Consider the following 14,948-nt stretch of genomic DNA (forward strand, 5'->3'; position numbering starts at 1 on the left):
TTAGAGGTCCATCCCATCGTCGGGGTCGAGCGAAACCTGCCGCGCCACCCGCTGCATCGTGCGGTTCATCCGGCTGTTGCGCGCGACTTCTTCCTGATCGTCGTCGAGGGGGTCGATCTCGAATTCATTCTCGATCGGGGCTTTCTTCTCTGCAGGTTGGGTGCGGCTAAGCTCTGGTTGGCGTCGCCGTTCGGAATCGGTAGTGTCCTCGTCGTCGCCAACGCTGCCGGAATTGTTGGCGTGAAGTGTCGGCTTCGGCTGTACCGGCAGCGTGCTCCATTCGTCTTTTCCGGCCTCGAGGGGTTCTGGTTTCGACGGCGGTGGCAAAATGCGGTCCTGGAAGCGCGGGTCCTCATAGTATCGAACCTTCTTTGCTCGGATCGGCGATGTGCCGGCGACCATGACTATTTCGTCCGCCGGCGGAAGCTGCATGACCTCACCGGGCGTCAGCAGCGGCCGTGCCGTTTCTTGCCTCGACACCATCAGGTGACCCAACCAGGGCGAGAGCCTGTGCCCGGCATAGTTTTTCATCGCCCGCATCTCGGTCGCCGTGCCAAGTGCATCGGAGACGCGCTTCGCTGTGCGTTCGTCATTGGTCGCGAAACTCACCCGGACATGACAATTGTCGAGGATGGAGTTGTTCGGCCCGTAGGCTTTTTCGATCTGGTTCAGCGACTGCGCGATCAGGAAGCTCTTGAGCCCGTAACCCGCCATGAAGGCGAGTGCACTTTCGAAGAAGTCGAGCCGGCCTAGCGCGGGGAACTCGTCCAGCGTCAGCAGCAATTTGTGCCGCGAAGTCCTCGCCTGCAGATCCTCAGTCAGGCGCCGGCCAATCTGATTGAGGATCAGGCGGATGAGCGGCTTCGTCCGATTGATGTCGGAGGGTGGCACGACGAGATAGAGCGTCGCCGGACGCTTGCCGCCGACCATATCGGTGATGCGCCAGTCGCAGCGGCGCGTCACTTTGGCGACGACGGGATCGCGGTAGAGCCCAAGGAACGACATGGCGGTGGAGAGCACGCCGGAGCGTTCGTTGTCCGACTTGTTGAGCAGCTCACGCGCTGCACTGGCGATGACGGGATGCGGTCCTGATTCGCCGAGATGCGCCGTCTTCATCATGGCGGAGAGCGTGGATTCAATCGGGCGCTTCGGGTCCGACAAGAAGGCAGCGACGCCGGCGAGCGTCTTGTTTTCCTCGGCGTAGAGGACATGGAGAATGGCACCAACCAGGAGCGCATGGCTGGTCTTTTCCCAGTGATTGCGCTTTTCGAGCGAGCCTTCGGGATCGACCAGGATGTCAGCGATGTTCTGGACGTCGCGAACCTCCCACTCGCCACGGCGAACCTCAAGGAGAGGATTATAGGCAGATGATTTGGGGTTGGTTGGATCGAACAGGAGCACGCGACCGTGCCGAGCGCGAAAGCCCGCCGTGAGCTGCCAGTTTTCCCCCTTGATGTCGTGAACGATCGCCGAACCCGGCCAGGTCAGGAGCGATGGGATGACCAGACCGACGCCCTTGCCCGAGCGGGTCGGCGCGAAACACAGCACATGCTCAGGCCCCTCATGACGCAGATAATCGTCCTTGATCTTGCCGAGGACGACGCCGTCGGGATTGAGCAGGCCGGCGGCCTTCACCTCCTCCGGTTTCGCCCAACGGGCCGATCCATAGGTATCGACACTCTGGGCCTCGCGCGCACGCCAGACCGACATGAGGACCGCCATAGCGATCGCGATAAAGCCACCGGATGCTGCGATGATCGCGCCCTCGATGAAGATCGGCGGAGCGTAAGCATCGTAGAAATACCACCACCAGAAGAAGGCCGGAGGGTAGTAGATCGGCCAGCCATAAACCTCGAACCAGGGTGCGCCGAGTTGGGGCTGAAAACCGAGACGCCAGGCGGTCCACTCCGTCGCCGCCCAGGTAGTGGTGAGGACGATGGTAAGAACGATGAGGATCTGCCCCCAGAGAATTCTCGTACCCAGCATGGCTTCCGATCTGCGCAAATAACGGAACGTTGGGCACCGCGAGTGGAACCGACAAGACCTCCTGTCATCCCGGTCGCAGAAACGGCGGCTCGTGGATAAACAACGGCGTGGTGGAGATGGGGAGAAACTTATGAAGGGCCGTCGGCTACGCGGACAAAATGACCTTTCGCTGAACTGGCTCCAGTGTCAGCATTCATGTCCCATCGTCAAGCACCGCCATCATATCCGCCGTTTCCTTATCCGTCGGGAAGAAAGCCTCGATCGTAACTTCGGACAACGTGACATCGACCGCCGTGCCGAAAACAGTTGTTGTGGCTAGGAAAGACAGTGGCCCGGCATTGCTTTTGAGCCGGAGGGGCACCGCGATCGCCTGAGAGTGTCCGAGTACGGCAAGATCCGACCGGGCCGCGACCGGAACCGGGAACGCCTCCAACTCGTTCTTTAGCGCCGCAAGCACCGGATCGGCCGAGCGCTCGATTTCATGGCCGAGGCGGGTCAGGACGTGATGGCGCCATTCCGCCAGATTGAGGATGCGCGAAGCCAAGCCTTCAGGGTGGAGGCTCAAGCGCAGAACATTCACGTCCCCGTCCAGAAGGTGTGGCGCGACGCCGGCCAGCAGGTGGTGCACGGCGGCGTTTGCGGACAGCAATGTCCAGTGGCGATCCACTGCCAGTGCCGGATGGGGAAGGTGCCCTCGCAGGATTCGGTCGATGATCTCCCGCGCAATGGAGAGCTCGGGTGCATCCAAAGGGCGCTGGGGGAAGAACGGCGCGTAACCTGCAGAATGAAGCATAACGTTGCGATCACGCAGCGGTACGTCAAGCTGGCGGCTTAGGTGCAGGATCATGTCGCGGCTTGGCTGCGACCGCCCGGATTCCAGGAAGCTGAGATGCCTTTGGGAGATGCCCGCGTCGAGCGCAAGCGCGAGCTGGCTGAGGCGGCGGCGCTGACGCCACTGTCTCAGCAGGAACCCGATACTGTCCGTATGCGTTTTCATCCGGCCATCGTAACCGACACGACGCAGCGCGACCATTACCTCCAAGGTAATCGCCACAAGACCATCGCTGCACGATGATCACTCCATCATTCCGCTACCCAGGATGGGTGGCCACCTAATAGATGGAGAAAACCATGACCCACCCCGGACGTCGACTTTCCTTGCAGACCATCCTCGCCCTCGATGCCGCGACCTGCGCGGCGGTGGGCATGCTGTTGGTCTTCGCATCCGGACCGATCGCGGGGCTAACGGCAATCCCCGGATCTTTCCTGTTCATTGCGGGCCTGCTGCTGTTGCCGATTGCGGTCTTCATGGCAATTTTCATCCGAACCGCATCCGTCCCCTCCTGGGCCGTCCAGATGATCGTCGCAGGCAACGTACTCTGGGTTCTGGGCAGCGTGATCCTGCCAATTACTGGGCTGATCGCGCTCAACGGTCTGGGATGGCTCTTTCTTCTGATACAGGCCATCATCGTCGCCCTGTTCGCGGGCCTCGAATGGGGTGGGCGGCACAATTCTGCCGCCGCCGCCTGATTCCGGGAAAGGAGAGTTTCATGACCTGTTATGCCGTCGGCCATCTGCGCAATGTTGAGATTGGCAAAGAAATCGTCGCCTATCTCGAAGCCATCGACGCCACGCTGGCGCCGTTCGAGGGACAGTTTATCATTCATAGCGGGCAGAAACACATGCTCGAAGGAGCCTTCGCCGGCGACCTGATCGTGATCGCCTTTCCGGACCTGGCGCGGGCCCGGGCGTGGTATGCATCCTCGGCCTATCAGGACATTCTGCCGCTACGGACGAAGAACACGGAAGGCGACGTGTTCCTGATCGAAGGCGTGGATTCCGATCACAGGGCCACGGACATCCTTTCCTCCTGAACAACTCCGGAGACTAAAGAAAGACCGTGCCCTCGCACCATGCCTCGAATCAGACATCGGTTCAGCGCGCAGCATCGGTCGAGACGGGCTCAAAGCAGCCGTTTGTTCACCTTCTGGCATAGCACGCTGACCGGTTCTCTCCGCCCCAGCCCCCGCCTAGGCCCGAAGCTCCAGTCGACACCGCCATCGCCGCGTGTAAGCCTCCTCGGTCTCTTGTCGCAAGAACGACGGCTAACGGATAAAGAAAGGCGTGGTGCGAGTGAACAAATCCAGCTCGTCTAAAATGCGGAGAAAGCGAACGCCTCCAACTGGCATTAAGACGACTGCCCTATCGAGACCATTTGCCGAGCCGCCCCGGGTGCAAGTCGGTGTTCAGCGGCCGCGAAGGTTCGCAGACAGGATATCGAGGAAGGCCCGGAGGCGCGGAGTGATCGAATCCGGCGCACCATAGACCACGTACATCGCTTTTTCAGGGCCGGTCCATTCCGGCAACAGCCGCACCAGTCGACCTGCCTTGATCTCTGGCGCGGCCAGGATGCCCGGCAACATCGTCAGACCAGCCCCGGCGATCGCGGCATCGCGGGCCGCAAGCATCGAAGGAAAGGAAATCGCGGGTTCGAACCGGACTGTCACCTCCTCAGACTCGCGTTGAAACATCCAAGCATGGCTCCATGGCGGGGGGACATGAATGATTGGGAGGTTCGCGACGTCGCGCGGATGGGCTATTCGGTCGGTACCGTTCAGTCCGGGTGCGGCCACCAGGCGAACGGCCCCGGACAGCAGCTTGCGCGCGATCTGAGAGCTATCCTCAAGCGGGCCAAATCGGATCACTGCGTCGAAGCGATCCTGTATCAGATCAGGAGGCGCGTCAGTGAAGACGAATTCCAGCGTGATCTCGGGAAACCGCGCGCGGCAAAGCGCCGCGACACCGCCGATCAACAATTGACCCAAAAGATTCGGCGCCGCGATGCGCAAATGGCCGCGGGGCGCCGTGCCGGTTTCAGTCATGGCGCGCAGCAATGTGTCAGCCTCAGCCAGCAGGCGCGTCGCATGACTAGCCAAAGCCTCGCCCTCGGTGGTCACCCGCATTTTGCGAGTTGTCCGCTCGATCAGGCGTAGCCCCAGTCGGGCCTCAAGGTCGCGCACACGTTTCGAGACTGTGGACTGCGGCACACCCAGACGCCGCGCCCCACCGGCGAACGATCCTTCAAGCACCACCGACTGGAACGCGCGCACTGCCGAAAGGTCCAAATCATTATGCAGAATCATAGATTATATAACCACATTTCTTATATTTATTCACGATCATGCTTTATGTCAGGAATCCCTGCAAGTGAAACCGACACAGGCAAGGGAGTTTCTGAATGATGCGAACCGCCCGCTCTTCTACGCCTCTGCGATCCTCGCGCGCCGCGATGGCGGTCCTGTTATGCGCTTCGGCGTTGACCGTCATGGCGAATGCAACGATCGCGCCCGCACTGCCGGAACTGCGCGCCGCTTTTGTTGAGGTTCCAGATATGGAAACCTTGGCCGGGCTCATTCTAGCAATGCCCTCGCTGTTGGTAATCATTTCGGCGGCGGTGTTGGGCTGGTTGTCCGACCGGCTGGGCCGGCGGGCGGTGCTGGCGATCTGCATGGTCGTCTATGCGGTCGGCGGTGCGTCGGGCTTCATCGCTGGCGATCTGCCGCAGATCCTCGCCGGGCGCGGTGTTCTCGGGCTCGGGGTCGCGGGTACAATGACTATCGCTAGTGCCTATGTCGCCGATCTATGGCAGGGGCCGGCACGGGCGCATTACATGGGTCTGCAGGCCGGAGCGGCGAATTTGGGCGGCATCGTCTTCGTTCTGCTTGGCGGTCTTCTGACCGGGCTGGGGTGGCGTTTCCCATTCCTGCTTTATCTTGCCGGGCTGCCGCTGGCATTGGCAGCCCTTGCCGCGCTGCCACGGCCGCGGCGCCCGCTCCCCCCGCCCGAACGGAACAGCGCACAAACGGAAATAGACGCGGAAGGAGAGGTCTTTCCTCTGTGGCGGGCCGCATGGATCGTACCGCTGGGTCTTTCGATGATGACCATTTTCTATATTCTTCCGACTCGTCTTCCCTTCCAGATGGTCGCGCTCGGGATCACGAGCCCGGTCGCCGCAGGTTTCGCTCTGGCGATGGTCACTCTCTTCGGGCTGCCTGGGTCACTGGGTTACGGATGGCTGCGAAACAGGTTGTCGGTTCTCGCGATATTCGGAGGTTCTTTGGCGTTTCTCGGCCTTGGACTCATCGTTATCGCGGTGGCTACAGAGGCAGGTGCGATATTTGGCGGGGCGATTCTGTGCGGCATCGGGTTTGGGGCTATGATCCCAAACCTGATGAACCACTTCCTGTCGAAGGTGCCAGCCGGGCTGCGCGGCCGTGGTGCCGGGCTTGTGACGGCGGCAGTTTTCGGAGGGCAGTTCCTTTCGCCCCTCGCTTCGGGGTTCGCGCTACAAGCCATGCCGCTCGGCACTGCATTCGGTGTCTTCGGGGCCGTCAGCCTCGGGTTGGGACTGGTTTTTGGATTGGCTGCGACACTTGTAGGCTCGTCTGAGCCGCCCCGGGCATGATGAGATGGTGTCGCGTCCTCCGCCGGATAGACATCGGAGGGTTGCTGCTGGATGTGCGACAGACGCCGGTACCAGGGACACCGCAGACAATTTCTAGCGGAGATGCGAGAGCACGTTGAGCAGCTTGCCGGTCGGGTCGGCGATGAAGAAACGCCTGACGCCCCACGGTTCGTCCCTCAGATCGTGGACCACCTCGCAGCCGATCTCCTTGGCACGGGCATATACCGCGTCCACATCATCAACCTCGATCGACAGGTCGGGTACCGGCGCGCCCGAGCCGCCCTCGCTGAGGATGCTCATCTGGGTGACCGCGGTCTCGCCAGACCCCAGCGTGACGACCCATCCGAGATCCATCAGAACATCGAGCCCGAAAAGGTCGGCATAGAACGTCCGGACCTCCGGGACGGAATCTGCCGCAATATTCGCGACGATGCGCTGTACGGTCATCCCTCTACCTCCATGCTGAGAATCCAAAGATGTCCGAAGGGGTCGCGAATGCGGCCTTCGCGCTTTCCGTAAGGGCGGTCCTTGATAGGAACGACGACCTCAGCCTTCTCCGCGATCATCTTTTCAGCAACCGTATCGCTGTCCGGCAGTTCCAGTTGGATAAGGACCGGAGAGCCGCCCAGCGACTTCGGGGATTTCCATCCCCATTCCGGCTTTTCTTCGCTCAGGGAAAGCCGGAAGTCTCCCAGTGCAAGCTTTGCAAACCCGACGAGCCCGTCCGGTTCGGCAAAGCGTGCCATGAGCTCGGCGCCGAATACAGCCCGATAGAAGGCGATGGCTGCATCGACATCCTGGACGATCAGGCGAGGAAAAGCTTCTCTTGGCGTAACTGTCGCTGGCACTGCGATCTCCTCTCCATGTTCATTGGATGAAATCACATAGCCATCTCGACGAAACGTGTCTTGAACGAAAATTAACGGCGCGGATCCCAAACATGTCCGGCATAGGGTCGAATGCGCGTGCGCAGGTGGGCCGGCGTCATCGACGCGAAATGCTTGACTTCGCGCGTCATGTGCGACTGGTCGGAATAGTCCGCGTCGAACGCAAGAACCGATAGCGACACGACCGGCGTCAGCCGAGTGATCGCCGTTCGGAACCGCTCTATCTTGAGATAGTGCTTCGGTGTCATCCCGACATTCCGGACGAACAGCTTCCTGAACATATGCGGCGAAAGCTCGAGCTCCCGGCAGACGTCCCTGATGGCCAGGCCGGCCCTGAGGCGCTCCATCGCACGAGCGAGCACTCTCGCCGCCGAGACATCGCCGATGCGTTGCTCGATCTCGGTTTCGAGGCGTTGGAGCCTGGCCTCATGCGTTTTGAGATGTCGGAGCTCTTCACGCAGGCGAGCGGCATCGACGCCCCAGAAGCGAGCAAGGTCGATCGCCCGGTCAGTCGTGCCATTGATCGGCCCGAACAGCGCGCCGGCGCCGCCCGGCTGGAGACTGGCACCGCACGCCAAGACTTGTGGCTTGCGCCAGATCCGGCGCGGCAAGGTCGTTGGGCCCTGAAACAGATGCAGCGGGCCTCGTCGTGGCGCCCCTTGCGGATCGCCCGGATCGTGCTCCCGTAGCGGGATGCCAGAGAGGCTAAAGATGATCTGCACCCGACCCGAGGGTAGGTGCGTTTCGTAGCCGTCCGCCGTCGCATCCGACACGCTCCATAGCCGGTCAACAATCAGCCGCGTCGTCTCTCTTTTGGGTTCCCGAGCCGCCAGCAATAGATTTCCCTCGGTTCGATTTAACTTCGTTCCGCAAAAATCTATCATCAGCGACGACAAGGCAAAAGCAATGTGTCGTTTTCGTAATATCGCCGTTCAGTACCCAGCCCACCAACTTCTGCTTCTTGTTACGGTCGCGCGATAGATGGATTGGCGGCTGTTTTAGACGCCATTTACCTATACACTCAGTACTGCCAGTTCGATCAAGGTCACCGTCCCAACCCGCGCTTGCGGCCGATGCTCCAATCGACGCCACCGTCGCCGCGCGCGACGCCAGAAATGTGGCGGCCGAGATGCTTCTCCATCGAAGGCGTCCAGGGCACGAGTTGGAAACCAAGCCCGTCGTCGATCATCGCGAGACGTCCCGACGCGAGCGTCAGGCGCTGGCGATAGGTGCCGGTCACATGTTCGCCGCTGCCCACGCGCTGGAAGGTTTGCCCGGTCTTCGCCGCCAGCTTCTCTCCGACTTCATCCACCTCGCGCCGGCGGAGCGTATCGATGAGATTGCGGCTGAAGACAATCCGCCGACCCTGGCGCTCGGCGAAGCCTTCCCCAATCAAATGATCCGCCCGCCTGTCGAGCGCGCCGCGTACTTCTCCGCCAAACCCGCTTTCTGACAGCGTGGCCGGTTCGCGCGCGATGTTCTGCCGGTCGAGCCACGTCGCCCCAGACGCAGTCACCTGCCGTTCGATATCGAGATCAGAGCGAACCGCGAGGGCGATGCGGCGCTGGCCGCGGGAGTCGTCATAGGCGCGCAACTCGACGATCGAGCCCGGCGCGCTGTCGCCGGCCGCATTGAGGTCGGCGAGCTTGATGTGATGGCAACGTCCATCGACGCCGTCGACTACGGCGTAGGCCGTGCCCTTGAGTTCGTCATCGAGCCCGCGCTCGACCAGGCGGCCGACGATCGACGCATCGAGGCTTTCGGCCGCCAGCACATAGTCCGCCGATCCGCGTTCGATGCCGCGTTCGGTCAGGGCACGGTGCATGCGCTTGATGATGTCGCCGCGCTCGCCGAGCTCGCGCAGCGTCGCCTCGGCCTTGTCGCCGATCGTCCACTGGCCGGGGCCGACCTGCTCTGCGAGGCCCAACGTCTCCAACTTGCGCAGGCGCCCGACCTTCAGCGCGTGGAATTCATCGGGCTGTTCGCCCGGCTGCGGGGCAAGGTCGATGACGCCGCTGCGCCGACCGTCGCGCACGAGCTGACGATCGAGTTGCGTCCAGCGCTCGGTCTCGATCTGGCTTTCGAGTGTCCGGCGGATATCGAGATCGGTGCGCGGGCCAAGCTCCTGGGTTATGAGATCGCGCGACCGGTCGCGCATCCCTTCCTTGATGTAGTCCCGCGAGATGACGAGGTCCTCGCCATCGTCGCGGACACCGCGGACAATCAGATGGATATGCGGGTGTTCGGTGTTCCAGTGGTCGACGGCCACCCAGTCGAGCTCGGTGCCGAGATCCTTCTCCATCTGTCCGACCAGATCACTGGTGAAGGATCGCAGGTCCGACATTTCCAGCGCATCATCGGGTGAAACGATGAAGCGAAAATGATGCCTGTCGTCCTCGCAGCGCTCGGCAAAGGCCTTGCTGCCCGCTTCTTCCTCTCCCGGCCCGAACAGGCGCGCCTTCTCTCCGTCCCGGGTGACGCCGTCGCGGCGCAGATAGTCGAGATGTGTTCCGAGCGGCGCGGCGCGCCCTGAGTGGCGAACCACGCGCGCCTTGATGACCGCGCCGCGTGAGCGTGCGGTGATGAGGCGATTGGCCTGGATACTGGCCCGCTGGCCATAGCCGAAGCGCGATCGGTTGCCGGAGGTGATGCGGCCAGAGCGCGACACGCCGCCTCCCGCCTTCTTTGCGGCCGCCAGCGCTTGGGCGATGAAGGGGCGCGCCGCCTGCGCACGGGTCGAGCGGATACGGCCGGGGCGGACGCGGAACTCGCGGTCATCGGCCATGACATCGCTCCGCAATGTGGGGAAAAGGCAGGAAATTCGGGAAGTTGAGTGCGCAGCGCACATTGCGGTGAAGAGGGACAATGTGCGGAACGCGCCAGAAAACACCACAAAAACAACCGACCGACCGGCGCGCAATGTGCGCCCTTTTATCCTGCCATCGGTCGGTTGTGGTTCCTGCGGCTACCCTTCGCGCACTCCATGACACGCCAAAGCCCGAGATCATGCGATGAGAGCTGCAACGCGTCATCGCTCACCCCTCGTGTCATCCTGAGCAACGAAGATCGCCTTCGGATGTGACTGATCCTCGGGATTCCGCTGCACCGGCACGGAAGCAGAGGTGCGGTCCGGTTGCTTGTCCGTGGCGCGGTCTGCGACTGTCCGGCGGTCAACTGAGCGCGGGACGAACAGCGGCGCCTCGCGCCAGTCGGGTGGCGGTGATGGCACAGCCGGAGCGCCGGACGATGGCACCGTTGCACCCAGCGCCGGCGCAAGCAGATCGACATAGGCGCGCGTTTCGGCGGGCAATGGCCGCCCGGTCGCGAGGTATTCGTCATAGCGATCCGGCCCCGCATTATAGGCCGCCAGCATTGCCGGGATCGCGCCGTAACGGTCGTACATTTCGCGCAGATAGGCGGTGCCCGCCAGGATGTTGTCGCGCGGATCGAAGGGATCGGAGCCGAGCCGATAGCGGGCACGTAGATGGTCCCAGGTCGCCGGCATGACCTGCATCAACCCTTGAGCGCCGGCACGGGAGATCGCGCGCGTATTGCCAGCGCTTTCGGCCCCTATGACCGCGACGATCCAGTGCTCGGGAATGCCGAACCGCTGCGCCGCCTCGGCAATATGCGCGGCAATGGGATCGCGGACTTCGTGTCGCCCGGTGGGCACCGGCTGTGCGGATACATCGCCGGTATCGAGCGCGGCGATGACCAATCCGGAAAGGAGAAGTAGGACGATGCGGCCGCAGGTGCCGCACCGCCGCAATGGTGCTGACGGACCGATGAGCGGCATCGATCAGTCCTGCTCGTCGCGCTTCTTCGGGCGCGTCCAGTGCAGGCCCCAGTCGCGTCCGTCCTCATCAGACTGGAACAGCCGGGCGCGCACCGGAATGGGAAAGGCGGGATCGTCGAGGACGACGGAAATGAACGTGCCCGCGCGGTCGCCGGTATGTTTCCAGCCGGCGCCGACTTCGGGGCCGGTCTCGTCGCCGAGATGAACGCGGTAGGCCGGCGCGTTCTCGCTGTCGGCGTTTTCGACCGTGACGAATGTAAGCTCGCAGTCGAAGGCCAGCGAGCGCATGCGACCGCTGTAGCCATTTTCCGTGCGCGTGAATTGTCCGATTTGGGGCATGGTGAACTCCTGTTTGAATGCGGTGGGATTGCAGGAAGGCGTGCGTCGTCACCGCGTCGGCGCGCGCCAGACGAAGCGGCCATCGCCGTCTTCGTCGGTGTAGAGAGGGACAGCCCGGCCGATGACGGTCGTCGCCGGAAGTGGGCCGAAATACCGCCCGTCGAGGCTGTCGGGCACTTGCCAGTTCATGAGGAAAAGCTCGTCTTCGGCGACGATGCGACAGCCGCTCCAGACCGGTAGCGGGCGGTCCAGGCGATCACGGTCGCGTGCCTCGCCCATCGCGAGTCCATCGACCGTGATGGTGCGGCCGATTCGGCATATGCGCTGTCCCGACAGGCCGAGGACGCGCTTCAGGATCGGTACGCCGCGGCCGATGTAACCGCGCTCGATCATGTAATTCTCGAGCGGCTCGGGCGGCATCACGGCGACCAGATCGGGGACGTCGAGATGCACGGCGGGCTCGACGCGGTAGAGCCCGATCGGTGCGCTGGCCGAGATGTTCCAGACGAGCTTCAGCGATGTCGGAATGATGGCGGTCGCAGCGACGCCCATGGCGGTGAAGTAGGTGAGCATGACGTAGCCGAAGCGGGTCATCGTTGGATCTCCCGCCGCTTGAGCCAGGCCTGATGACGCTCCCGCGTGTAGGGACGCGGTTCCTGGCCTGCGCTCATCCGGTGCGCCACATGACGCCAGTGATCGAGTGCGACATCGCAGGGATCGACCTCGGCGGCTTCCACTGCGTCGATGTGCTGGAGCACCTTCTCGACCTTCGGCCAGCCTTCGATCTTGAGCAAGATTTCCCCGCCGGGTCGCACAAAAGGCAGCGTCTGGTAGGCGCTGCCGAGCTCGACGGCGCGCACGATGTCGATGCGCGAGATGACCGTGCCGTAATCGTTGGCCGCCCAGCGCACGAAGGCGAAGATGGCGCCCGGCCGGAAGGAGACGACGCGTCGGCGGCGGTCGATGATCCGCTCGCTTGCCTGACGGCCGAAGCGAATCCAGTATTCGATCCTGCCTTCGACCCAGGTCAGTTCGACATGCGTAGGCGCGTCGGAATTGTGTGCGGAGGGCATCGGACTTGCGCCAACACTGGGGGCTGTTGTGCCGGTCATGATGGATCTCCTTCGTCATTGGGGAATTCGTGGGCGAGCAGGTCGCGCAGCATGTCGGCGACGGTGACGCCGCGCTGGAAGGCAGCGATCTTGATGCGCCCGCGCAATTCGGGCGTGATGTCGATGGTCAGGCGCGCGGTGAATCCGGAGGGCTTGCCGTCACGGGGAGCAGTGTAGTCGGACCTGATCCACTGCTCGGGATCGCCCGGCCGAGCGGCGAAGGCGCGGCGGTTTGGCCGATCGCTCATGGCGCGAGCCTTCCGATCTCTGCCGCCAGCGCCGCCACTTCCCGCGCGGCGATGCTGTCTGCGTCGCATTCGCAAACGAGGCGGCCGGATTGAGCAGCCGAGGCGAAGATGACGCGCTGGCCGATCGTCGCGCGCAGCGCCGGCGGGTCCTGGTCGGCGAGCGCATCACCGGTTTCGCGCGCGATGATGGTTCGTGCCGGACAGCGGTTGAGGACGAAGCGCACGGCGAACTGCGGACGGAATATCCGCGCCTCCTCGATCAGGCGCAGGATCTCCGCCGAGGCCCAGCCATCGAAGGGTGACGGCTGCACCGGAATGAGGATGACGTCGGCAGCAAGCAGCGCCGAACGCATCAGCCCCGCGACACGCGGCGGACCATCGATGACGACATGGTCGGCAGCGCGGGCGAGTTCAGGCGCTTCGTGGTGGAGCGTATCCCGCGCCAGGCCAATGACGCCGAAGCGTCGTGGCAGACCCTCGTGGCTGCGCCGTTCCGACCAGTCAAGCGCCGATCCCTGCGGGTCGGCGTCGATCAGGGTGACGCTATTGCCGCCACGCGCCCATTCTCCGGCGAGGTGCAAGGCGAGCGTCGTCTTGCCGACACCGCCTTTCTGATTGAGGAGCGCCGCAATCATGACGTGCCTCCGGCACCAGTACGGGCCGGATCGCTCTTAGAGACAGCGTCGTCATCGCGTTCGGAGAACGCCGTCTGCCGCCTCCGCTCATCCTCTTCTCGGCCCGTCGGAGAGCGGTTTTCCCCAGAAGGCGCGCCCCTACAAAAGTTAGATTCTTTGTTAGACTCTAAGTTAAGGGGTTGATTTCCGCTTTGTGCGGAGGAGTTTAGATGCGGTTTGGGTTCCCGATAGCACGATGGGTCGGTTCCCGATGGCACGATAGTCCGGGTTCCTGATAGCACGACGGCTTCCACAGCCTGTCCACAGGGCGCGGGCTCGAAGGCGAGCAGCGTGCGCCCGCCCGCCTCGATCTCGAGAAACAGCGTGTAGCCGGGCAGCGGCTGGCGCTGGATGATCGCGCGCAGTTCAAATGCGAAGCGCTTGAACGGGGAGAGGCTCCCGGATTTGACGTAAAGGTGCCGGAAGTCGAACCGCCAGCCACGCTTCTGCCGGCCGCCATGCTTCCGCACGATCCGGTACAGCCAGCGCTCGATCCCGCCCGTGAGGCCGAAATAGGTGCGGTCGATGGTGAGGACGAGCGCCTCGTCCAGCACCGCCTTGTAGAACCAGTCCGGCACAATGAGCTCGATGCCATCCGGATTGCCAAACGCGTCGGCCCTCTCGGTCCATTCGTTGATCCAGGAGAAGCGATGCATGCGCCGACCGGTCGTACGACTGCTTGGTGGACCTTCACTTCGCCCGCGTGGATTGGACGGTGGCTGCCGCAGGGTGGTCGCGACAGTCGTCGATTGCAGCCGGTCGAGCGCGGCTCTCAGCCGGCGATAGTCGCGCGCACTGGTGCCACGTCCGACGAAGGTCAGGATTTCGTATGGGGTGGTTGCGATCAGGCGCGACGTGCGAAAGCCGTTGTCGCGCGCCTCGACGATCTGGCTGGCCACCCAGATCAGGATGTCCGCATCCCAGATCGTGGCCATGCCATGCTCTGGCACGGCTTCCACGCGGATGGCGATCTCGCCGGAACGGTATTCGATCGGCTCGACGCGGTGGGATTTGGACAGGGAGAAAAACGGATAGGCCATGAGGTCCTGCGCATCGCGCGGCGCGAGATCGCTCGGCAGAGCGCGGAACAGCTCAAGCTGCTCCCGTTCCGATCTGCGAGGCCGCGCCGTCATGGGAATAGTCAGCGGTTTTCGGCAGACGACGGGTCGTCATGACGTTTGGCCGGAAGGACCGTGCCGGCGCCGGGGTCGGAGGTGGATTGCTTGGCGCCGCGTTCCGCCCAGGCCTGCAGGTCATCGACGGAGTAGACGACACGGCCACCGAGTTTGCGGTAGGCAGGACCGGTCCCGTAGGTGCGGTGCTTTTCGAGGGTTCGGGCGGAAAGGCTGAGAAAGCGCGCTGCTTGTCTGACGTCAGCGCCTGTGGGACAGATTTGAGGAATTGAACAACGGAGGATTTCTGGTTCATCGTAACCTTCATG

Annotated in this window: 18 protein-coding genes; 3 read left to right on the forward strand and 15 right to left on the reverse strand. The window is 62.9% G+C overall.

Features of this window, described 5'->3' with window-relative positions:
• Complete coding sequence (locus DC366_RS17905) at positions 1-1,986, reverse strand: conjugal transfer protein TraG (RefSeq protein WP_108693562.1); 1,986 nt, start codon at positions 1,984-1,986, stop codon at positions 1-3.
• A 193-nt stretch (positions 1,987-2,179) separates the two neighbouring features.
• A complete protein-coding gene (locus DC366_RS17910; protein WP_243405209.1) occupies positions 2,180-3,019 on the reverse strand; it encodes an MmyB family transcriptional regulator in 840 nt (279 codons plus the stop codon).
• A 98-nt stretch (positions 3,020-3,117) separates the two neighbouring features.
• Here DC366_RS17910 and DC366_RS17915 point away from each other — a divergent pair, with 98 nt between their 5' ends.
• Positions 3,118-3,516: a hypothetical protein gene (locus tag DC366_RS17915; RefSeq protein ID WP_108693577.1), complete on the forward strand. Its 399-nt coding sequence runs from the start codon at positions 3,118-3,120 to the stop codon at positions 3,514-3,516.
• A 20-nt stretch (positions 3,517-3,536) separates the two neighbouring features.
• Positions 3,537-3,860, forward strand: a complete 324-nt coding sequence (locus tag DC366_RS17920; RefSeq protein WP_108693578.1) for a DUF1330 domain-containing protein — start codon at positions 3,537-3,539, stop codon at positions 3,858-3,860.
• Between the two features lie 372 nt (positions 3,861-4,232).
• Here the strand turns inward: DC366_RS17920 and DC366_RS17925 are convergent, their stop codons facing one another.
• Complete coding sequence (locus tag DC366_RS17925) at positions 4,233-5,129, reverse strand: LysR family transcriptional regulator (protein WP_108693563.1); 897 nt, start codon at positions 5,127-5,129, stop codon at positions 4,233-4,235.
• Between the two features lie 95 nt (positions 5,130-5,224).
• On the opposite strand from DC366_RS17925, the gene DC366_RS17930 reads away from it, so the two are divergent.
• A complete protein-coding gene (locus tag DC366_RS17930; protein WP_108693564.1) occupies positions 5,225-6,451 on the forward strand; it encodes an MFS transporter in 1,227 nt (408 codons plus the stop codon).
• A gap of 93 nt (positions 6,452-6,544) precedes the next feature.
• Here the strand turns inward: DC366_RS17930 and DC366_RS17935 are convergent, their stop codons facing one another.
• The 12 genes from DC366_RS17935 to DC366_RS17990 all read right to left on the reverse strand — a co-directional run bounded on the left by DC366_RS17935 (position 6,545) and on the right by DC366_RS17990 (position 14,909).
• Positions 6,545-6,898: a VOC family protein gene (locus DC366_RS17935; RefSeq protein ID WP_108693565.1), complete on the reverse strand. Its 354-nt coding sequence runs from the start codon at positions 6,896-6,898 to the stop codon at positions 6,545-6,547.
• Complete coding sequence (locus DC366_RS17940) at positions 6,895-7,299, reverse strand: VOC family protein (protein ID WP_207768769.1); 405 nt, start codon at positions 7,297-7,299, stop codon at positions 6,895-6,897. The genes DC366_RS17935 and DC366_RS17940 overlap by 4 nt, the downstream gene beginning before the upstream one ends.
• A 71-nt stretch (positions 7,300-7,370) precedes the next feature.
• Positions 7,371-8,234, reverse strand: coding sequence for a helix-turn-helix domain-containing protein (locus DC366_RS17945; RefSeq protein ID WP_133176243.1), 864 nt, complete (start codon positions 8,232-8,234; stop codon positions 7,371-7,373).
• A gap of 149 nt (positions 8,235-8,383) precedes the next feature.
• Positions 8,384-10,123, reverse strand: a complete 1,740-nt coding sequence (locus DC366_RS17950) for a relaxase/mobilization nuclease domain-containing protein (RefSeq protein ID WP_108693567.1) — start codon at positions 10,121-10,123, stop codon at positions 8,384-8,386.
• 243 nt (positions 10,124-10,366) lie between these two features.
• The gene (locus tag DC366_RS17955; RefSeq protein WP_108693568.1) at positions 10,367-11,134 is read right to left on the reverse strand and encodes a lytic transglycosylase domain-containing protein; all 768 of its coding nucleotides are present in this window, start codon (positions 11,132-11,134) and stop codon (positions 10,367-10,369) included.
• Between the two features lie 3 nt (positions 11,135-11,137).
• Entirely contained in the window at positions 11,138-11,473 is a 336-nt protein-coding gene (locus DC366_RS17960) for a DUF736 domain-containing protein (RefSeq protein ID WP_108693569.1), read from the reverse strand.
• A 48-nt stretch (positions 11,474-11,521) separates the two neighbouring features.
• Positions 11,522-12,067: a S26 family signal peptidase gene (locus tag DC366_RS17965; RefSeq protein ID WP_108693570.1), complete on the reverse strand. Its 546-nt coding sequence runs from the start codon at positions 12,065-12,067 to the stop codon at positions 11,522-11,524.
• Positions 12,064-12,585, reverse strand: coding sequence for a DUF2840 domain-containing protein (locus tag DC366_RS17970; protein WP_108693571.1), 522 nt, complete (start codon positions 12,583-12,585; stop codon positions 12,064-12,066). Before DC366_RS17970 ends, DC366_RS17965 begins: the two co-directional genes overlap by 4 nt.
• Complete coding sequence (locus DC366_RS17975; protein WP_108693572.1) at positions 12,582-12,833, reverse strand: ribbon-helix-helix protein; 252 nt, start codon at positions 12,831-12,833, stop codon at positions 12,582-12,584. Before DC366_RS17975 ends, DC366_RS17970 begins: the two co-directional genes overlap by 4 nt.
• Positions 12,830-13,468, reverse strand: coding sequence for a ParA family partition ATPase (gene parA, locus DC366_RS17980; protein ID WP_108693573.1), 639 nt, complete (start codon positions 13,466-13,468; stop codon positions 12,830-12,832). Before parA ends, DC366_RS17975 begins: the two co-directional genes overlap by 4 nt.
• Positions 13,465-14,640: a replication initiator protein A gene (locus tag DC366_RS17985; RefSeq protein WP_108693574.1), complete on the reverse strand. Its 1,176-nt coding sequence runs from the start codon at positions 14,638-14,640 to the stop codon at positions 13,465-13,467. Before DC366_RS17985 ends, parA begins: the two co-directional genes overlap by 4 nt.
• Before the next feature lie 8 nt (positions 14,641-14,648).
• Complete coding sequence (locus tag DC366_RS17990) at positions 14,649-14,909, reverse strand: helix-turn-helix domain-containing protein (RefSeq protein ID WP_108693580.1); 261 nt, start codon at positions 14,907-14,909, stop codon at positions 14,649-14,651.
• Positions 14,910-14,948: the final 39 nt, after the last annotated feature.

Source organism: Pelagivirga sediminicola, assembly GCF_003072125.1.
Taxonomy (GTDB): domain Bacteria; phylum Pseudomonadota; class Alphaproteobacteria; order Rhodobacterales; family Rhodobacteraceae; genus Roseovarius; species Roseovarius sediminicola.